This is a genomic window from Curtobacterium sp. NPDC098951 (genome assembly GCF_044759965.1).
Classification (GTDB): Bacteria; Actinomycetota; Actinomycetes; order Actinomycetales; family Microbacteriaceae; genus Curtobacterium.
In genome coordinates this window covers 529,671-553,734 of sequence record NZ_JBIWAG010000003.1, presented here as the reverse complement: position 1 = coordinate 553,734, position 24,064 = coordinate 529,671, and the positions used below count along the sequence as shown (strand labels likewise).

Here is a 24,064-nt window from a genome sequence, read left to right as displayed (position 1 = left end):
GCAAGTGCGCAGCCGAGTCTCGCGCAGGCGGACGGTTTCGCGGTCGGAGCGTCGCGGAACTGTCCGCCCAGCCGAGACTCGGTCTCGCCGGGGCGGCCGTCGCCGCTCCGCGAGCGGAGTGGCTCGTCGGTGCTACGCGAGCGGGGCGACCGCGACGGGGGCGCCGAGCAGCCGCACGGCGACCGCGTCGCCGGCAAAGCGGCGGTCCCCGACCTCGTGCTGCACCGTCACGACCGTGTCGTCGTCGAGCCGGACCGTCGTCCGTCGGATCGACCCCAGGAAGCTGGACGCGACGACCGTGCCGGTGACGCCCTCCGACGCGAAGGCGACGTCCTCCGGGCGGACGTAGGCGAGGACCGGGCCGTCCGGTGCCGCGGCGTCGAGTGCCGGCACACGGAACCCGTACACGAACACGTCCCCACCGCGCAGGTCGCCGCGGAGGCGGTTCGACTGCCCGACGAAGTCCGCCGTGAACGCCGACGACGGGGAGCGGTAGAGCTCCTCCGGCGTGCCGATCTGCTCGATGCCGCCGGCGTTCATCACCGCGATGCGGTCCGAGACGGCGAGCGCCTCCTCTTGGTCGTGGGTGACGAACACGGTCGTGATGCCGAGGTCGCTCTGGATGCGCCGGATCTCGTCGCGCAGGGACACCCGCACCTTGGCGTCGAGGGCCGACAGCGGCTCGTCGAGCAGGAGCACGCGGGGCCGGGTGACGAGTGCCCGGGCGAGGGCGACGCGCTGCTGCTGCCCACCGGAGAGCTGGTGCGGGTACCGGTCGGCGAACTCGGCGAGGTGCACCATGTCGAGCGCGTCGATGACCTGCTCGCGGCGGGCGGCGGCCGGCACGCGGCGCATCTCGAGGCCGAACGCCACGTTCTGCCGGACCGTCATGTGCGGGAACAGCGAGTACTGCTGGAACACCATGCCGATGTCCCGCTTGTTGACGGGGGTGTCGGCGACGTCCTGGCCGTCGATGCGGATCGACCCGGCGTCGATGCCCTCGAGGCCCGCGAGCGCCCGGAGCGCGGTCGTCTTGCCGCACCCGGACGGGCCGAGCAGCGAGACGAACTCACCGGGTTCGATACGGAGCGACAGCCCGGCGAGGGCACGGTGCGCGCCGTAGTGCTTCTCGACGCCGTCGAGTTCGACGATCGCGCCGTCGGTCGCGAGCGATGCCGGGGCGGCGGGGGCGGTGACGGTCATGCGGACTCCTTCGGGGCACGGCGGCGGGAGCCGACCCGGCCGATGAGGACGAGCAGCACGAATCCGAAGACGAGTGCGGCGAGCGAGAAGATCGCGGCGACGTAGGGGTCGGTCGACTGCACGAGCAGGAGCGCGGTCTGGAACGTCGTGCGGGAGAGGAACGAGGCGAGGGTGTACTCGCCGAGGACGACCGTGATCGTCAGGAAGCAGGCGGCCGTGATGCCGCGACGGAGGTTCGGCAGAAGCACCCGCCACGTCACGGTCCACCACGAGGCGCCGAGCGACCGGGCGGCCTCGGAGAGCACCGACATGTCCATCGCGGTGATGGCCGCGGCGATCGGTCGGAACGCGAAGGGCAGCGCGATGATGCCGATCGCGAAGGACAGCGTCCACGCGTCCGAGCCGAAGACCTCGGCGACGACCTGGTACACGGGGATGAACCCGACGACGAGGACGACCACGGGCACGGTGATCGGCACGATGCACACGAACTCGAGGACCCGGCGGAGCCTCGGGTACCGCAGGGCCGTGATGATCTGGGCCGGCAGCAGCACGAGCAGCACGATCGCCACGGTGATGAGCGCGATGAGCAGCGAGGCGCCGAGCCCGTCGAACACCGGCTGGTAGGTCGCCGCGTTCACCGGGTCGACGAGTGCCGTGTAGTGCGCGAGCGTCAGGCTGCCGTCGGTCCCCTGGCGGAAGGTGAACTGCGCGAGGGCGACGAGCGGGACGGCGAACACGAGGCCGATCACGACGAGCACGATCGCGGCGGTGACCCGCGACGGGGCCGCGCCGAAGCGGCCGACGCGGGTCGCGCCTCCCGTCCGTCGCTGCCGGACCGTGCGCCCGCCGGTGGCCGCGCTCATCGCTGCCACCGCGCTGCCCGACGCTGCAGCAGCGAGTAGGCGCCCATCACCAGGGCCATCACGACGACCATGCCGAAGGCGAGCACGCCGGCGACGTTCTGCAGCCCGATGATCGTCTCGCTGGTGAGCTGGGTCCGGATCGTCAACGGCACGATCCCGCCCTGGGAGATGAGCGCCGCAGCCGTGGCGAACGACGAGAACCCGTTCGCGAAGAGGAGCAGCAGCGATCCCCAGAACGCCGGCGCGAGCACGGGCAGCGCGATCCGTCGCCAGTAGGTCGCGCGCGACGCCCCGAGGGTGGCGGCTGCCTCACCCCACTGGGCCTTGACGCCCTCGAGGGCCGGCATGAACGTGAGGACCATCAGCGGCACCTGGAAGTAGACGTAGGGGATGACGAGCCCGGGCACCGTGTACAGGAAGGTGCCGTCGGCGTTGAGGTCGATGTGCAGGGCGGACACCAACCAGGTGGTGACGAGTCCCTGCGCCCCGATCGTGGCGATGAACGCGAACGCGAGCATGACACCGCCGAACTGGGCGAGGACGCTCGCGGCCGCGTCGATCATCGACCGGACGAGACCGTCCGGTCGGAGCGCGGCGAGCGCCCAGCACACGACGGCGCCGATCACGGCGCCGATCACGGCGGACACGGCGGACAGACCGAACGAGCCCCCGAAGGCGCGGAGCACCGACGGGTCGGCGAACGCGGCGAGGTTCGCGAAGGTGAACGCGCCGCCGCTCGTGAAGAAGCCACTGCCGACCGCGATCACCGCGGGGACGGCGAGGAACAGCAGGACGTAGACGGCGAACGGGGTGAGGCCGAGCCACGCGACGCCGCCGCGGCGCCGGACACGGGGTCCGGCGGCGCGGCGGGCGGTGGCATCGGCGGTCGTCGCCGGAGGGGTGGCCGCGGTCGTCGCGGCGGGTCCGGCAGGGACGGGTGCCGGAGCGGTCCCACGGCCGGGTGCCCCGACGAGCGGGTTCCCGCCGGCGCCCGGTGCCGATGCGGTGGTCATGCTGCTCAGGAGCCCATCGTCGAGGCCCACTTGGCCGACAGCACCTTGGCCGCGGCGGTGGCCTGCTCGTCGGTCAGCTCGACGGAGTCCTTCGGCGCGCCACCTGCGGCGTCGAGGGCGTCCTGGTCGACCTTGCCCGACTTCTCGAGCGCGGCCAGGGTGGACGGGAAGGCTCCGGCCTGGAGGTACAGGTTCTGCACGTCCGGGCTCGCGATGTACTCCTGCCAGAGGCGCGCGGCGGCCGGGTGCGGGGCGTCCTTGTTGATCGCCTGCGAGTAGTACGAGGCGAGGGCCTGTCCCTCAGGGACGACGGTCTTCCAGTTCTTGTTCCCGGAGGCACCGGCGGCCGGGCCCCATGCGAGGTTGTTGTACGACCACTGGATGACGACGGGGGTCTCACCCGAGGCGACCGTCGCCTGCGTCGGCAGCACGTTCTGGAAGTTGCCGGCCTGCTTCAGCTTGCCGAAGTACTCCACACCCTTGGTGATGTCGTCGGCCGAGCCGCCGTTCTCGAGCGCCGCGAGGTACACCGCCGAAGCGGCCTGGTTCGCCTGCGTCGGGTCACCCGAGATCGCGACCTTGCCCTTGTACTCCGAGCCGAGCAGGTCGTCGAGGTCCTTCGGGGCGTCCGTGATCTTCGACGAGTCGTAGCCGATCGACATCAGACCGGTGTAGTCGCGGGTCCAGGCGCCGTCCGCGTCCTTGAGGTTCGAGGGGATGTCGCTCCAGTTCGCGACCTTGTAGTCGGTGAGCAGGTCGAGGTTCTGCTGCAGTACGGCGTTGCCGAGGTCGAGCACGTCGGGCGCGGTCGACTGGCCCTTCTGCGACTTCACGGCGGCGACCTCGTCGGCGCTCGAGCCGTTCGGGTTCGCGGAGGTGATCTTGATGCCGTACTTCTTGGTGAAACCGTCGATGATCTTGCCGTAGTTGGCCCACGACGGCGGCAGCGCGATGACGTTGAGCTGCCCCTCGGCCTTGGCGGCCTTCACGAGGGCGTCCATGCCCCCGGCGGACTCGGCGCTCGTGGCGGTCTTCCAGTCGGTGTCGTCCTTGGTGGTGCTGGCCGAGCTCGTGGCCGAGCAGCCGGCGAGGGTGACGATGGCGGCGGCGGCCAGGGCGATGCCGGCGAGGGTGCGCTTGTGCTGCACGGGGTGTGCCTTTCGGGTGATCGGGACGGACCCGGGATCCGGGTCCTGGACGATCGTGGACGCGGCCGGTTTCCGACCAGTGCTGCCGTGGTGAACGGTGGCGGAACAGCGGGTGCGGCTGTACGGTCTCGACTGTCGGCAAGGGTGCCGGCCCAGTCCGGCACAGTCCAGGAGGCACGCATGCAGTTCACGACGACCGTCCTGCAGGCGCGGAAGACGGCGACCGGTCTGCCGGTCCCGTCCGACGTCGTCGAGGCGCTGGGCGCGGGGCGCCGACCACCGGTGGTGGTCACCGTGAACGGCGCCTACACGTACCGTTCGTCGATCGGCGTGATGGCCGATCAGTCCCTCGTCCCGCTGTCGGCGGAGCACCGGGCCGCATCGGGGGTCGCGGCCGGCGACACGGTCGAGGTCACCATCGAGGTCGACACGCAGCCGCGGGTGATCGACGTGCCGGAGGACCTGGCGACGGCCCTGCACGAGGCCGGTGTCCGGGGCGCGTTCGACACGCTCTCGAACTCTCGGCAGCGGGCCCTCGTCGACCCGGTCGAGCAGGCGAAGGCCCCGGAGACCCGGCAGCGCCGGATCGAGAAGGCCGTCGAGGCCCTGCGCGCCTGACCCTCGGGCGCGCCGCCGGGCGTACCTGGTCGCTTCGGGCGTACTTGCTCGTTTCGGGCGTACCTGGTCGAAAGTTTCGGGCAGGTACGCCCGGAAACACCTTGCATCGCGGACGCTCTGGGAAAGAACGAGCAGCGTTGAACACCGAGCGGGCTCACCGGTTCGGTGTGGCCGCGGGGTGTCGAGCGCTCCGCACCGGTCGGATCGCACACGGGAGACCCGCGGCACGGAACCGGACCGCCAGTGCGTCGAGGTCGAACAGCTCGCGCCACTCGACGCGGAGGACCGTACGGACCCCCGGCACGGTGAGCAGGCGGGCATGACGACGTTTCTCGTCCAGGAACACCTCGGTCTGGTCGCGTCCGCCGAGGTACCGCTCCTGCGTGTACTTGGCGCGTCCATCGATCTCGATGACGACCCCCTCGTCCGGGAACCAGAAGTCGACGGCGAACCGATGCCCGCCGACCACGAACTCCTGCTGCAGCACGGGCACGGACAGCCCGAGCTCGCGGAAGACCACGCGCGCGAGGGACTCCGCCGGCGAACCCGATCGTGCGTCGGCGAGGTCGACGACCTGTGCGGCGCGTGCCCGTCCCCGGGCGCTCGGGTGCACGGCTCGCCAGAGGTCGTCTCGCCCGATGCCGCTGCGGAGCGCCGCGTCGGCCACGACGACACCGGTCCGCAGGTCGTCCGTCATCGCGATGTCGATGACGGTCCGCGGGACCGTGGTGATCGCGAGGTCGCCCGCTCGGATCCGCTCGGCGGCGGACACAGGACGGGTGTGCAGGACCAGTTCCGACGTCCGGGCGCGGTACATCGACTCCGGCACGGTCGCGTGGACGGGCATGCTCCACCCGCCGAGTGAGGGCAGCCCGTACACCGCGGCGGCGGACGCGTGGGAGATGGTCGCCCGCGTGCCGAGCCGACCGAGCCGCGCGTACACACGAGTGACGTACCGCTGCCGGGGCCCGGCGGCGTCCCAGGCTGCGCCGTCGACGAAGGCGTTCGGCCCCGCACGGACGAGCCGACCGGCGCCGCGCAGCCGTGTCCGTCGGCGCAGGGTGCTGGCGTCGAGGCCGGCTTCGCGGGTGGTGGAGGCCCGGAGGATGGGCAGGGGTTCGTCCATGCACGCGACGATGCCCGACCAGCCATGCGCTCAGCAGGCCGGCGTCGTGAACTGTGGACGCGCCTCCAGGCCCGCCCTGGTGTGGAGGAGTGAACGTTCCTTCCCATGACGGGCGCGATCCCTGACGAAATCGGGCGTACCTGGTCGGAACCTTTGACCAGGTACGCCCGATTCGACCACCGACGCCCGGAACGACCGGGTACCAGCACCCACCAGCACCAGCACCAGCACCCGCCAGCGCAGCACGGCGCCGGACGGAACGCACCCGAGTCCCGTCCGGCGCCGCGGTCTCCCCCGCCGGCCCCGCTGCCTCAGGCCCGGCGTACCCGCAGGGTGACGATCTCGAAGGGTCGGAGCGTGAGCACGACCGGCTCCCCCGACTCCCACGAGTCCCCCAGCCCACGTTCCAGCAGGTCCACCGCCGTCACCGTGGCGACGTCGAACCCGAAGTCCACGCCGACGTCGGCAGCCCGCCCACCGGACGCCTCGTAGAGCCGCACGACGACGTCGCCGGAGCGGTCCTCGGCGATCTTCACCGCCTCCACGAACACCTGCGGCGACGACACCGTGACGAGCGGGTCGACCGTGGTCGTCCCCTCGACCGTGCGCACCGGCAGGTTGAGCCGGTAGCCGCTGTCGGCGGCGTCGAGGACCGACGCGCCCACCCGCAGCACGGTGCGGAACACGTGGTGCCCCTGGTCGGCGTGCGGGTCCGGGAACGTCGGGGCGCGCAGCAGCGACTCGCGGACGAGCGTCGTGGTCCCGCCGTCGGCCCGGGTGGTCCGGGTGATGTCGTGCCCGTAGGTGGAGTCGTTCGCGACGGCGACACCGAACCCCGGCTCGGCGACGTGCACCCAGCGGTGGGCGCTCGTCTCGAAGCGGGCCATGTCCCACGAGGTGTTCTGGTGCGTCGGGCGGTCGATGTGCCCGAACTGGATCTCGCTCGAGGCCGACGACGCACGGACGTCGAGGGGGAACGCGAGCTTGAGCAGCTTCTGCCGCTCGTGCCAGTCCACCTCGGTCTCGATGGTCAGCTCGGCCTCGCCGTCGACCGCCGAGTACCGGGTGGTGATCGACGACGACCCGAAGGTCCGCTGCACGACGAGCGACGGACCGTCGATCTCGACCGAGGACGCCGTGAGCACCGTGCCGTTGCGCTGGTAGGCGCGGTCGATGTCCCACGCCTCCCACTGGTTCGGGGTGTCGCGGAACACGGTGTACTCGGCGGCCGCCGCACCGGGTGCGACGGCGTCGCGTCCGGTCGCGTGGTCGACGAGCGACACGACGTGACCGGCGGCGTCGACGGTCGCCGTGACGACGCCGGTGTCGAAGACGAAGTGGTCGCCGTTCCGGACGGGAGGCACGGCTCGCGGTGCCGGGGCGAGCGAACCACCCAGGGCGGTTGCGTCCCCCGCGGTGACGGGCGAGGCGTTGAAGCGCACGACGTTCCCGGACGAGCCGCTCCCGCCGACGGCGTCGGCGCCGGACGGAGCGTCGAGCAGCGCTCTGCCGCCGCCGGCCACCGTCGACGACGACGCCCCGACCCCGGCGAGCGCCGCGGCCCCGCCGTTCGCGAGCGCCGTCGTGGCGTTGCCGATCAGCCCCTCGAGGACGCGGGCGACCTCGGCGTAGTTCGCCTCGGCGTTCTCGTAGACCCAGGCGATCGAGGACCCCGGCAGGATGTCGTGGAACTGCTGCAGCAGCACCGTGTGCCAGGCCTCCTCGAGCTCCTCGTACGGGTAGTCGAGCCCGAGGCGGACGGCCGCGGTGGACGCCCAGAGCTCGGCCTCGCGGAGCAGGTGCTCGGAGCGCCGGTTGCCCTGCTTCGTCCGGATCTGGGACGTGTACGTGCCGCGGTGGAACTCGAGGTACATCTCGCCGGACCACACCGACGGCGTCGGCAGGGTGGCCTCGATCTCCTCGAAGACCTGCGCCGGGGTGCCGAGGTCGACCCGGGGCGATCCGTCGAGGTCGTGCTGGCGCCGTGCCGCTGCGACCATCTCGCGGGTGGGGCCGCCACCGCCGTCGCCGAAGCCGTACAGGAGCATCGACGTGTTGGCGACGCCGCGCTCCTTGTTCTGCCGCTCGCCGCGGTGCAGGTCGGCGGGCGAGACGTCCGAGTTGTAGGTGTCCGCCGGGGGCAGGTGGGTGAGGACGCGGGACCCGTCGATGCCCTCCCAGTGGAAGGAGGTGTGCGGGATGACGTTCGTCTCGTTCCACGAGGGCTTCTGCGTGACGAACCACTTGGAGCCCGCGGCGCGGACGATCTGGGGCAGCGCGCCCGAGTAGCCGAACGAGTCCGGGAGCCAGGCCTCGGGGGTGTCGATGCCGAACTCCTCGAGGAAGAACCGCTTGCCGGCGACGAACTGCCGGGCGAGGGCCTCGCCGCCGGGGAGGTTCGTGTCCGACTCGACCCACATGCCGCCGACCGGGATCCACCGGCCCTCGGCGACGCGCTGCTTGATGCGGGCCCAGATCGACGGGTAGCCGTCACGGATCCAGGCGTACTGCTGGGCGGACGAGCACGCGAACGTGAAGTCCGGGTCGCGGTCCATCAGGTCGAGCACGTTCGAGAAGGTGCGGGCGCACTTGCGGATCGTCTCGCGCACCGGCCACAGCCAGGCCGAGTCGATGTGCGCGTGGCCGACCGCGACGGCGCGACCGGCGGACCCGGACGCCCCGACGGCCAACAGCGGCGCGAGCACGGCCCGGGCGTCGGCCGCGGTGCCGGCGACGTCGTCGGGGTCGAGGGCGTCGGCGGCACGCTCGAGGCCGCGCAGCAGGTCCGCGCCACGCGTGCCGTCCGTGGGGAGCTCCCCCATCAGGCCACGGAGGACCCAGAAGTCCTGCTGGAGTTCCCACACGGTGTCGTCGCGCTCGACGAGTTCGATGCGGCGGACCCGGTAGATCGGGTCCGATCCGGCGGTGGACTTCGAACCGAGCGGCGTCGCGCCCTGGAACGAGTCGCCGCCGATGTCGGGGTTGGCGGCGGCCTCGACGTAGAGCTCGAAGGACTCGCCGGGCCCGACCTCGAGCGGCACGGTGTCGTTGTGCGGCTCGATGCCCTTGATCGTCGTGCCGTCCGGACGCCACGCGAGCCCCTCGGCCTGGAAGCCGGGGTTGCGCTTGGTGAAGCCGAGGTCGACGAGGAGCTCGGCGGTGGTGCCGGGCGCGGTGCCGAAGTCGGCCGGGACGGTGCCGCGGATCCGGAACCACGTCGTGCCCCAGGGCTTCCCGCCCCAGGCGCCGCCGTCGAACGGCGTGTAGTCGGCGGCGACGGCGGTGGCGAAGGGCACCGGTTCGTCCGGCACCTGCCAGGCGTCGATCGTGACGGGGGCCGAGCGGCGGTGCACGGCGGGGTCGATGCGGTCGCGGACCAGTCGGGCGATCCGGGCGTGGACGAGCGGTTCGTCGGAGTGCATGGAGGGGATTCCTTCCCAGCAGGTGGGCCGGCGGCGCGGCCCGGCGAGGGGCCGACGGCGCGGCCCGCGGACGGGTGTGTCAGCCCTTGATGCCACCGGCGAGGGCGTTGCCGCCGCCGAGGCCCCGGGACACGAGGACGTAGAGGGCGATGACCGGCACGGAGTACACGATCGAGAACGCGGCGAGCTGCCCGTAGGCGACGGCGCCGTTCTGCCCGAAGAAGTTGAAGATGCTCACCGCGGCGGGCACCTTGTCGGGCGAGAGGAGCAGCACGAAGGGGACGAAGAAGTTCCCCCAGGCCTGGATGAACACGAAGATGAACACCACGGCGATGCCCGGGCGCATGAGCGGGATGACGATCCGCCACAGCGTGGTGAGCATCGAGGCGCCGTCGGTCCACGCCGCCTCCTCGAGCGAGATCGGCACCGAGTCCATGAAGTTCTTCGCCATCCAGATGGCCATCGGCAGGCTGGTCGCGGCGAGGAAGAAGATGCAGCCCCACACGTTGTCGATGAGGTTCAGCGACACGAACAGCGCGTAGACGGGGACCATCATCGCGGTGATCGGCAGGCCGGTGCCGAACAGGATGCTGTAGAGGAACGGCTTGTTCACCCGCATCTTGTACCGGGACAGCGGGTAGGCGGCGAGGATCGCGACGACGACCGTGACGACCGCCGTGCCGCCGGAGAGCAGCAGGCTGTTCCCGAGCGGGATGAACGACAGGTCCGGGGTGAGCACCTTCGCGAAGTTGTCGAGCGTGAACTGCGTCGGCATCTTCACGGACAGCGACGCCTGGGTGTCGAGCGAGGCGAGCACGAGCCACAGCAGCGGCACGGCGAAGCACACGGCGATGACGAGCAGCACGACGTTCGACACCCAGCGCATCGTGCGGCCGCGCGGCGAGGTCATGTGCAGCGCACCGGGGGCGGTCACCGCGCGGGTGGCGTTCGAGACCGGACGGTCAGCGGTGAGGGCCATGGTCAGTCCACCTCCGGCTTCAGTGCCTTGATGTAGATGATCGAGAAGACCGCGCCCACGATGAGCAGGATCGTGGCGATCGCCGTCCCGAAGCCGAGCTGCGAGAACTTGAACGCCTCCTGGTACGCCAGGATCGGCAGCGTCGACGAGTTCGTGCCGGGGCCGCCGCCGGTCATCACGAAGATGAGCGTGAACACCGACAGCGTCTGCAGCGTCGTCAGCATGAGGTTCGTCGAGATCGACCGCCGGATGACCGGGAGCGTGATGTACACGAGGCGCTGCCAGCCGGCGGCACCGTCGACCTCGGCGGACTCGGTGATCTCCTCGGGGACCTCCTGCACGGCGGCGGAGTAGACGAGCATCGAGAACGCCGTCCCGCGCCAGATGTTCGCGAGGATGACCGCGAGCATCGGGTACGTGTACAGCCAGTTCGGCCCGGTGATCCCGATGGTCTTCAGGAACTCGTTGAGCGTGCCCTGGTCGTTGAAGAACGCGTACGCGGCGAACGACGCGACGATCTCGGGGAGCACCCACGCGGCGACGACGAACGTACCGACGATGGACCGGATGACCTTGTTGGCGCTCCGCATGAGGAGGGCCAGCCCGAGACCGAGCACGTTCTGGCCGACGACGGCGGAGGCGAGCAGGAAGACGATGGTGAGGATGACGGACTTCGGGAAGTCCGGGTCCTGGAAGAGCTCGACGTAGTTCTTCAGCCCGACGAACTGCTGGTCGGAGGCACCGACGCCGGTGAGGGCGGAGTTGGTGAACGATCCGTAGAACGACGAGATGACGGGGCCGAGCAGGAAGATGACGAGGAGGACGACGGCGGGCAGGAGGGGGACGGCCCGTCCGACGTTCCGCAGCGGCTTCCGCTTGCGCGGGACCGGCGGATCGGTGCGCTTCGGCGCACCGGGCGCCGACAGGGTCGGCGCGAGGGGGGTGCTGGACACGGTTGGTTGCCTTCCGGGTGCGGAGAGGGTTCCGAAGGTGGGTGGTGACGGACGGGAGGCGCGGCGCACGACGCGAGCCGCGCCTCCAGTCCGTCAGGTGGTGACGAGCGTCAACCGGCGGAGACGGTGTTGTCCTTGCCGACGACCTGTTCGACGGCCGTGTCGTACGCGGCAGCCGCCTGCTTCGGTGTCTGCTGCCCGGTCATGACCGACTCCATCGCGACCTGGATCGCGTTCGAGACCTGCGAGTAGTCGCTCGTCGCCGGGCGGAAGTTGGTGTGTTCCACCAGCCCGGAGAAGAACTTGAACGTGGGGTTCGCGTCGGTGTAGGCGCTGTCCTCGGCGACGTCCTTGCGCACGGCGATCTGGCTGTTCTCGGTGTCGTACTTCAGCGAGCCGTCCTTGTCGAGGAACTTCGTGATGAAGTCGAACGCGGCCTGCGGGGCCTTCGAGTTCTTGCCGATCGCGAGCGTCCAACCACCCGACATGGAGTTGTAGCCGGGCTCCTGACCGTTCTGCGTCGGGAACGCTGCCTGGCCCATCACGTCGTTCCACTCAGCCCACGGCGCGGTGCCGGTCTTCAGCCACGTGCCGGACTGCCACGAGCCGTCGAGGTCGATCGCGAGCTTGCCCTGGGGCAGCCACGTCTGCGCGATGGTCGTGCCGACGTTCGTGTCGAGCGCCTGCTGCGGTGTCGGGCCGAGGCCGCCCTGGTAGACGTCCTTCACGAACTGCAGCGAGTCCTGGAACTGCTTCGAGCCCGTGACCCACTTCTTGTCCTTGTAGAGCGTGTTGCCGGAACCGTCCGCCCCGTACAGGAGCATCTCGAAGCCCTGCATGGTCGAGGCCTCGCCCTGTGCCTTGCCCGAGTAGATGTTGAACGGGATGACGCCGGAGTCCTTCTCCTTGATGGTCTTCGCCGCGGCGAGGACGTCGTCCCAGGTCTTCGGCTGCCACGGGACCGGCAGGCCGACCTTCTTGAAGATGTCCTTGTTGTACCAGAGGGCCCGGGTGTCAGTGCCCATCGAGACGCCGTAGGTCTTGCCGTCGACACCCTCGCCGGCCTGCTTGGCGTTGTCGTAGAACTGGTCCCAGTCCTTCCACTTGGCCACGTACTCGTCGAGCGGCAGGAGGTACCCGGCCTGGGCGTCGGCCTTGATGAGGAAGGTGTCCTCGTACATGACGTCCGGTGCGGTGGCCGGCGCCTTGTTCATGAGCGCGAGCTTCGTGTAGTAGTCGTTGCCCTGCGCTTGGATCGGCACGAGGGTGACCTTCTTGCCCGGGTACTCCTTCTCGTACTCCTTCTTGACGACCTTCATCTGGGCGTCGAGCTGCTGGAAGGCGCCGAACTTCTGGTAGGCGATCTTGATGGTGTCGCTCGAGGCAGACCCTGAGCTGGAACAACCCGCCAGTCCGACCGCGGCGACTGCCACGGCTGCGAGACCGGCGATGATTCGGGTGCGGCGTTTCATCGGTGCTCCTTTGCACGGGATGTTCGCGGGCTCCGTCACCCGCGCGCAGGATTACTCCACCGTATTTACTTATCCGTGTCAAGAGCCTGTTCGTGTCGATTCGGTCACGCTCCCTCGCGGCTCAGACCGGGGTGGCGCCTCCGGTCACGGTGATGCCGCCGGTCGCCGGGACGTCGACGAGCAGCACGCTCGGCCGCCCGACGTGCCGTCCCTGTCGGATCACCACGCGGTCGTCGGGCTGGACCGCGCCGACCTCGCGGAGGTACGCGCCGGTCGACGCTGCCGCCGATCCCGTCGCCGGGTCCTCGGTGATCCGACCGGCCGGGAAGAGGTTCCGCGCCTCGTACTCCAGCGCGCCCGTCCGGTGCAGCACCGTGACCGTCCCCGCCCAGCCCGCCTCGCGCTTCAGGGCAGCGAGGGGCTCCGGGGCGAAGCGGAACTGGTGGAACAGCTCCACGTCGGCGAGGACGATCACCGGGTGCCAGTTCCCCGCGAAGGACTCGAGCACCGGGAAGTCCGGCGCGACGTCGTCGATCGTCAGGCCGAGCAGGGCGAACAGCCGATCGCGCAGGTCGGGATCGAGCGGACGGGACTCGGGAGGGACACTCGTCATGGCGACCTGGACGCTGCCGTCCGGGGCGGCCGTGGCGTCGAGGGCGATCTCGCCCGCGGCGGTCGTGAAGACCCGGCATCCGAGACCCTCGCGCTCGGCGAGCACGACCGCGGTGGCGATGGTCGCGTGACCGCAGAACGGGACCTCGGCCGCCGGCGAGAAGTACCGCACGCGGGCGCCCGCCTCGGTGCGCCCGGTGACGAAGGCGGTCTCGGGGTAGCCGACCTCCTGCGCGATCGCGAGCATGTCGTCGTCGGACAGGCCGGAGGCGTCCAGGACGATGCCGGCGGGGTTGCCGCCCCCGGGCTCGGCGGCGAAGGCGGTGTAGCGGAGGATCTCGGTGCGCACCCTCCGACGGTACCGCCGGGCGCTTGGCCTCGCCGGCGCGTGGGCCGCGGGTGCGCGGGCCGCGGGCGTGCGGGCCGCGGGTGCGCGGGCCGCTGGCGCGCGTTCGTGAGCAGGAACGGTCGGGTCCGCGCCACGAATCCGACCATTCCTGCTCACCAGATCACTCCGAGGCGGGGTCCCCCGGCGTCGTGCGGCCTGCGGACCCCGGTCAGGCCGGTCGGTCGAACCGCGCCCCGCGTTCGTCGGACGGCTGCGCCAGGAGCACCAGCAGCACGATGTTGCCGATCGGCACCAGGTAGAGCAGCACCCACCACCCCGAACGGCCCGAGTCGTGCAGGCGCCGGACCGCGATCGCGATCCAGGGCAGCGCGATGACGAGCAGGACGACGCCGTAGAGCCCGATGCCGATCTGCGCGATCGGTGGGAGGGAACCCAGCAGGTACCCCCATACCGGGAACGGGTTGAACGAGCGCATCGCGTCGTCGAGCATCGCCGAGTCGGCTGCGCTCACCGGGCCCGGTCGCCACGTCACGATGCCGATTGCCCACGGGATCTGCAGGGCCTGGACGATGAGGAACGACCACAGCGCCCACCACCAGAACTCCGGTCGTGCGGCGCGCCCCCGGAACACGGCGTAGCCGCGGAAGAACCGTGGGAACGCCGACACGAAGGTCGCACCGTGCCACGGCACGCCGACCGGGGGTTGGGTTGCTCGTGGTTCGGTCTGCACACGTCCTGCCTACCGAGGAATCCTGAGCGGCACTCGCGTCGGGCGTCCCCCGGTGCGGCGTGTGCGGACCCCGGGCGACATCCTCGCTGTCGTACGACGACCACGATGTCGCAACGCCTCACCACAGGCCCCCACGCAGGTCGCCCGCGCAGGTCGCCCCCGGTGTCAGGCGACGCTGGCGTGCGTTCGTGAGCAGGAACGGTCGGGTCCGCGCCACGAACCCGACCATTCCTGCTCACCGGATCACTCCGAGGCGGGGGTCCCCCGGCGTCGACGGAGCACGAGCACGCCCGCACCGGCGACGAGCAGCAGGAACGCGGCGAGCGCGGCGACTCCGAGACCCTCGGCACCGGTGAACGCGAGCGCACCGGTGACCGGGTCGATCGTGATCGTCGTCCAGCCGAGCACCGTGCCGTCCTCGGCGGTCACCACGATGCGGTGTTGCCCCGCGGGGGCGTCGGCGGGGATGGTCGCCGTGACCGTGCCGTCCGCTGCGACCGTGGCGGTGCCGAGGAGCGTCGGCGTGGAGAACATCCAGACGAGCACCTGCTGCCCGGCGTACCGGGTGCCGACGCCGACCGTGATGGTGTCGCCGGGGCGCGCGGTGGCCGGGGCGGTGAGCGAGCCGCGGTTCGCCTGGGTCAGGGACGCCTCGGGCGGCGCGACGGGCGATCCCGAGGGCGACGTGCCAGACCCGGGGGCCGAGCCGCCCGGCGCGGTGCCACCCGGCGCGGTGCCACCCGGCGCGGTGCCACCCGGCGCGGGCGTCGACCCGCCGCCCGGCGTGGGAGTCGGCGTCGTCCCGCCGTGACCCGGAGTCCCGCCGTCGCCCGGCGTGGGCGTCGGAGTCGGAGTCGTCCCACCGTCACCCGGCGTCGACGAGTCGCACGGGTAGGTGCCGGTCCGGAGCGAGAACCCGTCCGTGTCGTTGTCGTCCGCGTAGAACGTCGCCCGCGCACCCTCGGTGCAGACGCCCGAGATCGCGAAGCCCTCGTTCGCCAGCGCCCGGTCCGCGTTCGTCGGCGCCCCGTACACCGTCGTGGCGGCGAAGGCCCCGTCGGTCACCTCGTACAGTGCCGTCCGGCCGGAGCAGGCGTCGTCGCACACCACCCAGAGCGCGTCGAGCGTCGGGTCGAACTGCACGTCGGCGACGACGGAGAACGGCGTCGCGATCGTCGCCACCCGCTGGGACCCGCCGTCGGACATCAGGGCGTACGCGTACACGCTCGCGGTGCCCTCGACGCCGACGAAGAACAGCCCGTCGCCGTGTCCGGCGTAGGTCGCCGGCGAGTACGCGGCGCCGGTGTGCTCGTCCGCGAAGCCGTGTGCGGTGAGCCACGAGTCCGGGATCCAGGTGACGCCCTCGAGGCCCGCGTTCGCCCCGAGCCCGGGGAAGTCCGCCGCGAGGTTCCACTCGTCGGTCGCGTTCAGCGTCGTCTGGGAGCCGTCGGTGGTCGCGAAGCGCAGCACCGCGGGACGGCTGGTCCCGGACACGTCGTTGTTCCGCTCGGTCGAGACGTACACGGCACCGGGGTCGTCGGAGGTGACGGTCACGCCCTCGGCGTCCGGCGTCCCGGAGCCGTCGGCGTAGTGGAGCTCGGTCCCGGCCGCGTTCGTCGGCGCCCAGCCGCCCGCCCCGTCCGACGTGAGGTGGTAGAGCAGCCCGTCGCCGTTCTGCACCGCCCAGAGCTGCCCCGCGGCCGACGCCGGAGTCGACGCCGATGCCGACGGCGTCCAGTCGATGCCGCTCAGGTCACCGGTGAAGGTGTCCTCGTCGTCGAGCACCCGCTCGTCCGGACCGCCGGGCCACGCCTCGGCGGTGACAACGCCGGCGAACCGGTTGGCGGCACCCTTGGTCGGTGCGGCGGTCTCGGCGAACGCCCCGGTGCCGTCGGGGTTCCGGCCGTACGTCGTCGCGGCGTGCGCCGTCCACGAGTACGAGTCGACGAGGGTCCCCCGTGGGTCGAGGAGCCGTGCCGAGTCCGCCTTGCCGAGCCCGAACCCGAAGTCCTGCTCGTCGAGCACCGTGAAGCCACCGGGAGCGACGGACGTGCCGGACGGGATCGCGTACGCGTGCGCGTCGTCACTGTCCGAGAACACGTACCCGCCGAGGTCGACGGTCGTCGTCCCGGTGTTCGTCAGCTCCACCCAGTCGCCCGGGGTGCCGCCGTCGGACTCCACCTCGTTGATGCGCACCGGCGAGGAGCAGTCGTTCGCCGCGCCCTTCGTCGACGCGGTCGTGTCCACGAGGGCACCGGTGCCGTCCGGGCAGCGCCCGTACGTGACCGCCGCGTGCGCCGTCCACGCGTACCGGAGCACCAGGTCGCCCGCCGGGTCGTAGACCCTGACGGTGTCGGCGCCGCCGAGCCCGAAGTCGAAGCCGGGAGCGGTCGCGGACAGCTGGTCGATGACGAAGTACCCGCCCGCGGCGATGGTCGAGCCGGTCGGCAGGACGTACGCCTCGTGGGAGCTGTCATCGTCGAGGAACGCGTACCCGGACAGGTCGATCGCCGCCGACGAGGTGTTCGCGAGCTCGACCCAGTCGGTGTCGTCGCCGTTCGACTCGACCTCGTTGACGACCAGTCCGTTGGCGGCGGACGCCCCCACGGTGGGGTCGTCGTCACCGACGGCAGCGGAGGCGGGGGACGTCGTCAGGGCGCCGCCGACGACGACGAGGGCAGCGACGACGGACGCGCCGAGGCGCAGAGCACGGGGATGCATGCAGGGTCCTTCTCGGGTGTTCAAGGGGGGACCTGCACGACTGTTCAGCATCCGGGCATCCGGCCGGTGGCGCCGAGGTGAACGACGGGTGTCGCCCGCACCGCACGGGACGGCACCGTGTGCCGGACGTGAGGCGCGGGTCGGCCCCGCACCGCGCCTCCAGGCCGGTGGTGCGCGCGACGGACCTCCGTCAGCGACGGATGAGCAGGGTGCTCGCCCGCGGCGACAGCGCCGCGTCGAGGACGAGGCAGGCCGCGCCGACCGCGGCCACGTCGGCGCCGCGGTCGCTCTCGGTCACGACGACCGGGTGCTTCGGGACGAGCAGCGGCGACCCGACGATCGCGTCGCGCGCGGCCGGCAGGGCGGCGCTCGCGATCCGCGACCAGAAGGGCCCGCCGAAGACCACCCGGTCGATGTCGAGCAGGTTCACGATGAGGACGACCGCGTTCCCCATCACCGTCCCGGCCTCGGTCGCGAGCCCACGGGCCACCGGGTCCCCGGCGTCGATCGCCGCTCCGAGTGCGTCCCAGGCCCGGTCGACGGCCGCGACGCCCGCCGGGGCGCCGCCGAGTGCCAGGCCGCGCGCCTGCGCGACGTGCACCAGACGGTCCGGGGCGACCGCCGCACCGACCTCGCCGCGGGTGCCCTCGCCGTCCGGCGTCCCGGCGAGCGACCCCTGGTCGACCATGATGTGCCCGGCGTCACCGGCGTTCGACCCGACGCCGCGGACGGGCTCGTGGTCGACGACGAGCCCCACACCGAAGCCGGTGCCGAAGTAGACGAAGGCGAAGTTCCGCGCCGAGGACTCCCCGGCGAGGAACATCTCGCCGATCACCGCCGCCGTGACGTCCTTCTCGAGGAGCACCGGGTACCCGGTCGCCTCGGCGAGCGCATCGCGCAGCGGGACGTCCCGCCACCGCGGCAGGAACGGCGGGTCGAGCACGACACCGGCGTCGACGTCGATCGGACCGGGGCTCGCGATGCCCACCCCGAGCACGGCGTCCACGTCGACCCGGGCACCCGCCACGAGGTCGTCGACCGCGGTCGCGATGGTCCGGACCACCTCGGACGGGTCGTCGGCGGTCGGGGTCGACGTGGTGCTCGACGCGACGACGGTCCCGGCGAGGTCCAGCAGCACGTAGGTGACGACCGCCGGGTCGACGTGCACCCCGACGGCGTACCGACTGCCGGCCTCGAGCCGCAGGATGGTGCGGGGCTTGCCGCGACCGGACACGACCGTGCCGGACTCCGCGATCATCCCCGCCTCGATGAGGAACCGCGTGACGTTCGACACGGTCTGCGCGCTCAGGCCGGTGCGGGACGCCAGCTCGACCCGGCTCAGCCCGTCCGGCGAGCGACGCACCGCGTCGAGCACGACCGTCCGGTTGAACCCACCGATCGACGGGAGGTTCGCCCCACGCCGATGCTCTGCCATGCCGCGACCATACCGCGCCGGTCGGCCCTGCACCGGTGGCACAACGGTGCGGTATCGGTCGCGCGGCTCGCTGGCCCCCACACGGGTCGCACGGCTACCCTGAGCGGCATGACGGACCTCCGCCTCGAAGAACTCTCCGCGTCGACCGCTGCGGCGGCGAACTCCCTGACCCTCAAGCCCGGGCAGGAGCAGTTCGTGCAGCCGACCACCTACGGCGTCGCGGAGTCCGACGTGAAGCCGAGTTCGGCGTGGACGCGCGTGGTCCTCGACGGCGACGAGGTCGTCGGCATGATCATCGGCACCTTCGACGAGGACAACGCCGAGGAAGAACTGCGCAGCGCCATCTGGCGGGTCAACGTCTCGGCGACGGCGCAGGGTCGCGGTGTCGGCCGGTTCGCCGTGCACGGTCTGGCGGACGAGGCACGGAGCCGCGGCCTCGAGCGTCTGACCGTCGTGTACGAGCCCGGCGGGGACGACAGCCCCGAGGCGTTCTTCCGCGCCGTCGGCTTCGAGTTCGTGCGCGAGACCCAGTACGGCGACCACTTCGCGGTGCTGACGCTCTAGTGGCCCGAGGACCGGTCGGCCACGGGGCGCCCGCTGCCGTCTCGTCCGGCCACGGGGCGCCCGCTGCCGTCTCGTCCGGCGACGGGGCGCCCACTGCCAGCTCGTCCGGCGACGGGCTGCCCGCTGCCGACGACTTCGGTGCGGCCGTGGCCGAGGTCGTGCGCCACATCCCCCCTGGCCACGTCATGACCTACGGCGACGTCGCCGCGGCGCTCGGGTCCCGGGCGTCCCGAGCCGTCGGCAAGGTGATGGCGCACGAGGGTGCCGACCTGCCGTGGTGGCGCGTGGTGCGGTCGGGCGGACTGCCGCCGGTGCACCACGAGGCCCGCGCGCACGAGCACTACCGCGCCGAGGGCACGCCCCTGGTGCAGGGCACGAAGACCTGGAGGGTCGACATGCGTCGCGCACGGTGGTCACCGGCGACGGACGCGGACGACCCGTTCTGACGGGCAGTGCACGGGCAGTACCGGCGCGGGCCTCGGCTCACGCGTCGAAGCGGGCGCCCTTCGGGTTCGACGGCAGCAGGCACAGCACGAACAGCACGAGCGAGCCGATGCCGACCACCACGTGCAGGAACTGCCAGAAGCCGGACAGGTTCGCGTCGTGCAGCCGTCGGGCGCCGAGGGCGAGGGAGCCGATCAGCGTCGCGAGCCCCCACACCACGAAGAGGTAGGAGCCGACGGGGTTCTCGAGCACGGGGGTGTCCGGCGTGAAGGCCTGCGGCACGAGCTGCAGCACGAGGCCGATCGCGAACGACGTGATCCACCACCACCAGAACTCGGCTCGGGACGCCCGGCCCGTGAACACGGTGTACTTCCGCCAGAACCGCCGGACGGCCTCGGTGAAGGGTGCCCCGTAGAAGGGGTCGCGCAGGGCCACGCCGCCGGGCTGCACGCTGTCGTCGCTCATGGGTCCACCCAACCACGTGGAACCACGGATCCGACATGGAACCAGCGCGAGTGCGTGGTTCCACGTCGGATCCGTGGTTCGTCCGACAGGGCCGATCGACGGTGCCGCTACACGAGCGAGTCCCGCCAGGCCGCGTGCAGCTGGGCGAACCGTCCGGTCCCGGCGATGAGGTCGTCCGGGGTGCCGTCCTCGACGATCCGGCCGTACTCCATCACGAGCACGCGGTGCGCGATCGCGACGGTCGACAGACGGTGCGCGATGATGACCGCGGTCCGGTCGGCGAGCAGCGTCTCGAGCCCCTCCTGCACGAGCCGCTCCGACGGGATGTCGAGCGACGCCGTGGCCTCGTCGAGGATGAGCACCTTCGGGTCCGCGATGAACGCCCGGGCGAACGACAGGAGCTGCCGCTGCCCGGCCGACACCCGGCCGCCGCGCTTGTTCACGTCGGTGTCGTACCCGTCGGGCAGCGCCATGATGAACTCGTGCGCGCCGACCGCTTTCGCCGCCGACTCGATCTCGTCCCGTGACGCCCCCGGCTTGCCGAGCGCGATGTTGTCCGCGACCGTGCCGGAGAACAGGTACGCCTCCTGCGTGACCATGACGATCGCGCGACGCATGTCCTTCGTGTCGAGGTCCCGCAGGTCGACGCCGTCGAGCCGCACCGAGCCCTCGGACGGGTCGTAGAAGCGCGCCATGAGCTTGGCGAGCGTCGACTTGCCGGCACCGGTCGACCCGACGAGCGCGATCGTCTGCCCCGCCGGGATGTGCAGGTCGAACTCCGGCAGGACGACCTTGCCCTTGTTGTAGGCGAACACGACGTCGTCGAAGTCCATCTTGCCGGTGGCGTCCGCCAGCCGCGTCGGCTTCGCGGGGTCCGGCACGCTCGGCCGTTCCTCGAGCACGCCGGAGATCTTCTCCATCGCGGCCGAGGCCGACTGGTACCCGTTGTAGAACATCGCGAGTTCCTGCGCCGGGTCGAAGAAGCGCTTGGCGTACAGCGCGACCGCGAGCAGCGCACCGACCTCGAGCGATCCGCCGACGATCCGGAAGCCGCCCACGATCACGACCGCCGCGAGCGTGGCGTTCCCGATGAGCACGAGCACCGGGTCGAACGTCCCGAACAGGTTGAACACCTTCGTGTTCGCCACCCGGTAGTCCTCGACGAAGCCGCCGTACTCGTCGCGGTTGCGGGACTCCTTGCGGAAGGCCTGCACCGCGCGGATGCCCGTCATCGTCTCGACGAAGTGCACGATCACACGTGCCGAGGCGACACGGGTGGCGCGGAACAGCGTCTGCGAGTTCGACTGGAACCAGCGGATCAGGAACCACAGCGGCACGAGCGACACCGCGAGCACCAGCCCGGACGTCGGGTCGAGCGCCACGAGGGCGATCGCCGTGAACACCATGTAGAGCACGCCCTGGATGAGTTGGTTCAGCCCGGAGTCGAGCAGCTCGCGGATCGAGTCGAGGTCACTCGTCTGGCGCGAGATGATCCGGCCGGACGTGTAGGTCTCGTGGAACTCCAGCGAGAGCCGCTGCGTGTGCAGGAACACCCGCTTCCGCAGGTCGAACAGGATCGCCTGGCTGATCCGGGCCGCGAGCACCGTGTACCACGCGGTCAGGACGGCGCCGAGGACGGCCACGACGATGTACGTCGCGACGACGCCGAACGCCGGCACCCAGTCGTTCCGGTCGAGGACGGCCGGCAGGGCGTTGTCGATGCCCCACGCGATGAGCGCCGGACCCGCGACGGTGCCCGCAGTGGAGACCACGACCACGACGCCGAGCAGGACGAGCCTGGCTTTGAGGGGCGCGGCGAGGGACCCGAGCAGTGCGAGGGAGCGGCGCCGCAGGCGCTTGCTCTCCGCCTTGGTGAAGTCGTCACGTTCCTCGCCACGCACACCGAGCGTGGTGATCGACGCGGTGACGGGCTGCTGCGCGTCGTCGACATCGGGTGCGTCGGTCGACTGCGCCGACGTCTGGGCTGGCAGTTGCTGTTCCTGCTGGCTCATGCCATCGCCCCCTCTCGTGCGGTGGCGTCGTCCTCGTCGAGCGACGAGATGACGTAGCGGTAGTGGTCGTTGGTGGCCATCAGCTCCGAGTGGGTGCCGACGGCGGTGACGATGCCGTTCTCCATGAGCGCCACCCGGTCGGCGAGCGTCACGGTCGACGGGCGGTGCGCCACGATGAGCGACGTGGTCTCGGCGAGGACGCGGCGGAGGCCGGCCTCGACCCGAGCCTCGGTGTCGACGTCGAGCGCGGACAGCGGGTCGTCCAGGACGAGCACCGACGGCCGCGCCGCGATCGCACGGGCGAGCGCCAGGCGCTGCCGCTGCCCACCGGAGAGGGACAGGCCCTCTTCGCCGACACGGGTGTCGACCCCGTCCGGCAGGTCGTCCACGAAGGACGCCTGCGCGATGTCGAGGGCCTCGCGCATGACCGCCTCGGCCTCGGCGCCGGACAGGTCGGGGCGACCGAGCAGCACGTTCTCGCGCACGGTCGTCGAGAACAGCGTGGCGTCCTCGAACGCGACGCCGACGTGCCGCCGCAGCTCCTCGCGGGTGAGGTCGCGGATGTCGACCCCGTCGATCGTCACCGAGCCTCCGGTGACGTCGTAGAGCCGCGGCACGAGCGACAGCAGCGTGGTCTTGCCGCAGCCGGTCAGCCCGACGAGCGCCATGGTCTCGCCCGGCTGCAGCTGCAGCTCGACGCCGTTGATGAGGTCCGGGTACTGCGGTGCGGAGTCCTGGTAGCGGAAGTGCACCCCGTTGAAGGACAGCGCACCGTGCGGCTCGGCGATGGTCTTCGGCGACTCGGGGTCGGTGATCGTGTTCTCGGAGTCCATGACCTCGAAGAAGCGGTCGACCGCGGTGCGGGTGTCGAACGTCATCGAGAGCAGGAAGCCGATCGACTCGATCGGGAACCGCAGCACCGTCGCGGTCGCGAAGAACGCGAACAGCTGCCCGACGGACAGTTCCCCCTGCGAGGCGAGCCAGATGCCGGCGAGCAGGCAGAGCGCGAACGCGACGTCCGGCACGAGCAGCAGCCACAGCCAGATGCTCGCGATCGCCTTCGCCTTCTCGATCTCGGTCCCGCGCAGGGCCTCGGCCTGCTCGCTGAACTCGTCGAGCTTGTAGCGCCCGCGACCGAACGCCTTGAGCACGCGGATGCCGTGCACCGACTGCTCGACGCTCGTGGCGAGGTCGCCGACCTGGTCCTGGCTGCGGCGTGCGACGACGGAGTACCGACGTTCGAACAGCAGCCCGTTGATCCACAGCGGGATGGACGCGACGAGGAACACCAGGCCGAGCAGCCACCCGAAGGTGAACAGCACGACGAAGCCGACCACGATGGTCACGATGTTGACCACGAGCAGCACGACGCCGAACGCCAGCCACCGTCGGATCAACGACAGGTCGGAGACGGAGCGGGACAGCAGCTGTCCGGACTCCCAGCGGTCGTGGAACGCGACCGGCAGGTCCTGCAGCTTCGCGTAGAGCGCGTTCCGCATGCTCGTCTCGATGCGCGTCGACGGGCGCATCACGAGTCGGCGGCGCGAGGCGATGAAGAACGCCTCGAGCACGCCGAGCGCGAGCACGCCGAGGCCGGCCGGCCAGATCTGTGCGGAGTCCTTCGAGGACAGCGGCCCGTCGACGAGCCACTGCAGGACGTAGGGGATCGCGAGCGCGACCAGGGAGGCGCCCATGGCGGCGAACATGCCGCCGATGAGGCGCCGCTGGTGCGGCTTCACGTAGGGGTAGATCCGCGCGATGGCGCGGAAGGTCGAGGGGCGGTCGGTGGACGGGCGCGCCTGGTCTGGCGTCTTGGACATGGATTGCGTCCTCGTGCGTCGTGCCGAGACCCTCTGGATCGGTCGCTGCTGTCGCAGCCGCCGGTCTGGAGGCTCGGTGTCCGTTGCGTGGTGGTCGTCGGCCGAGCGGGTC

At 71.3% G+C, this 24,064-nt stretch carries 19 protein-coding genes; 3 read left to right on the top strand and 16 right to left on the bottom strand.

Going from position 1 to position 24,064, the window contains the following annotated elements; translation table 11 throughout:
* Positions 1 to 132: 132 nt before the first annotated feature.
* Genes ACIQUC_RS11650 through ACIQUC_RS11635 form a run of 4 tightly spaced genes read right to left on the bottom strand, consistent with a single transcriptional unit; the run spans position 133 to position 4,230 of the window.
* Positions 133 to 1,203 (bottom strand): ABC transporter ATP-binding protein, encoded by a 1,071-nt coding sequence (locus tag ACIQUC_RS11650; protein WP_402266950.1) that lies wholly within the window; start codon positions 1,201 to 1,203, stop codon positions 133 to 135.
* Complete coding sequence (locus tag ACIQUC_RS11645) at positions 1,200 to 2,069, bottom strand: ABC transporter permease (RefSeq protein ID WP_402266947.1); 870 nt, start codon at positions 2,067 to 2,069, stop codon at positions 1,200 to 1,202. The genes ACIQUC_RS11650 and ACIQUC_RS11645 overlap by 4 nt, the downstream gene beginning before the upstream one ends.
* A complete protein-coding gene (locus ACIQUC_RS11640) occupies positions 2,066 to 3,082 on the bottom strand; it encodes an ABC transporter permease (RefSeq protein ID WP_402266944.1) in 1,017 nt (338 codons plus the stop codon). The genes ACIQUC_RS11645 and ACIQUC_RS11640 overlap by 4 nt, the downstream gene beginning before the upstream one ends.
* Before the next feature lie 5 nt (positions 3,083 to 3,087).
* Positions 3,088 to 4,230 carry an ABC transporter substrate-binding protein gene (locus ACIQUC_RS11635; RefSeq protein ID WP_402266941.1) on the bottom strand — a complete coding sequence of 381 codons (1,143 nt, stop codon included), beginning with the start codon at positions 4,228 to 4,230 and terminating at the stop codon, positions 3,088 to 3,090.
* Positions 4,231 to 4,410: 180 nt separating this feature from the next.
* On the opposite strand from ACIQUC_RS11635, the gene ACIQUC_RS11630 reads away from it, so the two are divergent.
* The gene (locus ACIQUC_RS11630) at positions 4,411 to 4,848 is read left to right on the top strand and encodes a YdeI/OmpD-associated family protein (protein WP_402266938.1); all 438 of its coding nucleotides are present in this window, start codon (positions 4,411 to 4,413) and stop codon (positions 4,846 to 4,848) included.
* A gap of 154 nt (positions 4,849 to 5,002) precedes the next feature.
* Here the strand turns inward: ACIQUC_RS11630 and ACIQUC_RS11625 are convergent, their stop codons facing one another.
* The 9 genes from ACIQUC_RS11625 to ACIQUC_RS11585 form a co-directional block, all read right to left on the bottom strand.
* A complete protein-coding gene (locus ACIQUC_RS11625; protein ID WP_402266936.1) occupies positions 5,003 to 5,974 on the bottom strand; it encodes a hypothetical protein in 972 nt (323 codons plus the stop codon).
* A 311-nt stretch (positions 5,975 to 6,285) separates the two neighbouring features.
* Complete coding sequence (locus tag ACIQUC_RS11620) at positions 6,286 to 9,396, bottom strand: alpha-mannosidase (protein ID WP_402266933.1); 3,111 nt, start codon at positions 9,394 to 9,396, stop codon at positions 6,286 to 6,288.
* Positions 9,397 to 9,475: 79 nt separating this feature from the next.
* A complete protein-coding gene (locus ACIQUC_RS11615) occupies positions 9,476 to 10,375 on the bottom strand; it encodes a carbohydrate ABC transporter permease (protein ID WP_022908315.1) in 900 nt (299 codons plus the stop codon).
* Positions 10,376 to 10,377: 2 nt separating this feature from the next.
* A complete protein-coding gene (locus ACIQUC_RS11610) occupies positions 10,378 to 11,328 on the bottom strand; it encodes a carbohydrate ABC transporter permease (protein WP_402266930.1) in 951 nt (316 codons plus the stop codon).
* Positions 11,329 to 11,438: 110 nt separating this feature from the next.
* The gene (locus ACIQUC_RS11605; protein ID WP_022908317.1) at positions 11,439 to 12,800 is read right to left on the bottom strand and encodes an extracellular solute-binding protein; all 1,362 of its coding nucleotides are present in this window, start codon (positions 12,798 to 12,800) and stop codon (positions 11,439 to 11,441) included.
* 121 nt (positions 12,801 to 12,921) lie between these two features.
* Positions 12,922 to 13,761 carry a PhzF family phenazine biosynthesis protein gene (locus ACIQUC_RS11600; RefSeq protein WP_402266927.1) on the bottom strand — a complete coding sequence of 280 codons (840 nt, stop codon included), beginning with the start codon at positions 13,759 to 13,761 and terminating at the stop codon, positions 12,922 to 12,924.
* 208 nt (positions 13,762 to 13,969) lie between these two features.
* Positions 13,970 to 14,491, bottom strand: coding sequence for a DUF805 domain-containing protein (locus ACIQUC_RS11595; protein WP_402266924.1), 522 nt, complete (start codon positions 14,489 to 14,491; stop codon positions 13,970 to 13,972).
* A 243-nt stretch (positions 14,492 to 14,734) separates the two neighbouring features.
* On the bottom strand, positions 14,735 to 17,212 hold the full coding sequence (locus tag ACIQUC_RS11590; protein ID WP_402266921.1) for a lamin tail domain-containing protein: 2,478 nt from the start codon (positions 17,210 to 17,212) through the stop codon (positions 14,735 to 14,737).
* Positions 17,213 to 17,402: 190 nt separating this feature from the next.
* Positions 17,403 to 18,647, bottom strand: coding sequence for an ROK family protein (locus tag ACIQUC_RS11585; RefSeq protein ID WP_402266918.1), 1,245 nt, complete (start codon positions 18,645 to 18,647; stop codon positions 17,403 to 17,405).
* 108 nt (positions 18,648 to 18,755) lie between these two features.
* Between ACIQUC_RS11585 and ACIQUC_RS11580 the strand changes: the two genes are divergently transcribed.
* The gene (locus ACIQUC_RS11580; protein WP_022908321.1) at positions 18,756 to 19,211 is read left to right on the top strand and encodes a GNAT family N-acetyltransferase; all 456 of its coding nucleotides are present in this window, start codon (positions 18,756 to 18,758) and stop codon (positions 19,209 to 19,211) included.
* Positions 19,211 to 19,657 carry an MGMT family protein gene (locus tag ACIQUC_RS11575; RefSeq protein WP_402266916.1) on the top strand — a complete coding sequence of 149 codons (447 nt, stop codon included), beginning with the start codon at positions 19,211 to 19,213 and terminating at the stop codon, positions 19,655 to 19,657. Before ACIQUC_RS11580 ends, ACIQUC_RS11575 begins: the two co-directional genes overlap by 1 nt.
* Before the next feature lie 37 nt (positions 19,658 to 19,694).
* Here the strand turns inward: ACIQUC_RS11575 and ACIQUC_RS11570 are convergent, their stop codons facing one another.
* From ACIQUC_RS11570 to ACIQUC_RS11560, 3 genes are all read right to left on the bottom strand, one after another.
* Positions 19,695 to 20,120: a DUF805 domain-containing protein gene (locus ACIQUC_RS11570; RefSeq protein WP_402266914.1), complete on the bottom strand. Its 426-nt coding sequence runs from the start codon at positions 20,118 to 20,120 to the stop codon at positions 19,695 to 19,697.
* A gap of 107 nt (positions 20,121 to 20,227) precedes the next feature.
* Positions 20,228 to 22,036, bottom strand: coding sequence for an ABC transporter ATP-binding protein (locus tag ACIQUC_RS11565; protein ID WP_402267263.1), 1,809 nt, complete (start codon positions 22,034 to 22,036; stop codon positions 20,228 to 20,230).
* A gap of 92 nt (positions 22,037 to 22,128) precedes the next feature.
* Complete coding sequence (locus ACIQUC_RS11560) at positions 22,129 to 23,952, bottom strand: ABC transporter ATP-binding protein (RefSeq protein WP_402266911.1); 1,824 nt, start codon at positions 23,950 to 23,952, stop codon at positions 22,129 to 22,131.
* Positions 23,953 to 24,064: the final 112 nt, after the last annotated feature.

Coding starts and splice junctions, on each gene's coding strand:
- ACIQUC_RS11650 (WP_402266950.1), bottom strand. CDS start 1,203: ATGACCGTCACCGCCCCCGCCGCCCCGGCATCGCTCGCGACCGACGGC.
- ACIQUC_RS11645 (WP_402266947.1), bottom strand. CDS start 2,069: ATGAGCGCGGCCACCGGCGGGCGCACGGTCCGGCAGCGACGGACGGGA.
- ACIQUC_RS11640 (WP_402266944.1), bottom strand. CDS start 3,082: ATGACCACCGCATCGGCACCGGGCGCCGGCGGGAACCCGCTCGTCGGG.
- ACIQUC_RS11630 (WP_402266938.1), top strand. CDS start 4,411: ATGCAGTTCACGACGACCGTCCTGCAGGCGCGGAAGACGGCGACCGGT.
- ACIQUC_RS11625 (WP_402266936.1), bottom strand. CDS start 5,974: ATGGACGAACCCCTGCCCATCCTCCGGGCCTCCACCACCCGCGAAGCC.
- ACIQUC_RS11620 (WP_402266933.1), bottom strand. CDS start 9,396: ATGCACTCCGACGAACCGCTCGTCCACGCCCGGATCGCCCGACTGGTC.
- ACIQUC_RS11615 (WP_022908315.1), bottom strand. CDS start 10,375: ATGGCCCTCACCGCTGACCGTCCGGTCTCGAACGCCACCCGCGCGGTG.
- ACIQUC_RS11605 (WP_022908317.1), bottom strand. CDS start 12,800: ATGAAACGCCGCACCCGAATCATCGCCGGTCTCGCAGCCGTGGCAGTC.
- ACIQUC_RS11590 (WP_402266921.1), bottom strand. CDS start 17,212: ATGCATCCCCGTGCTCTGCGCCTCGGCGCGTCCGTCGTCGCTGCCCTC.
- ACIQUC_RS11585 (WP_402266918.1), bottom strand. CDS start 18,647: ATGGCAGAGCATCGGCGTGGGGCGAACCTCCCGTCGATCGGTGGGTTC.
- ACIQUC_RS11580 (WP_022908321.1), top strand. CDS start 18,756: ATGACGGACCTCCGCCTCGAAGAACTCTCCGCGTCGACCGCTGCGGCG.
- ACIQUC_RS11570 (WP_402266914.1), bottom strand. CDS start 20,120: ATGAGCGACGACAGCGTGCAGCCCGGCGGCGTGGCCCTGCGCGACCCC.
- ACIQUC_RS11560 (WP_402266911.1), bottom strand. CDS start 23,952: ATGTCCAAGACGCCAGACCAGGCGCGCCCGTCCACCGACCGCCCCTCG.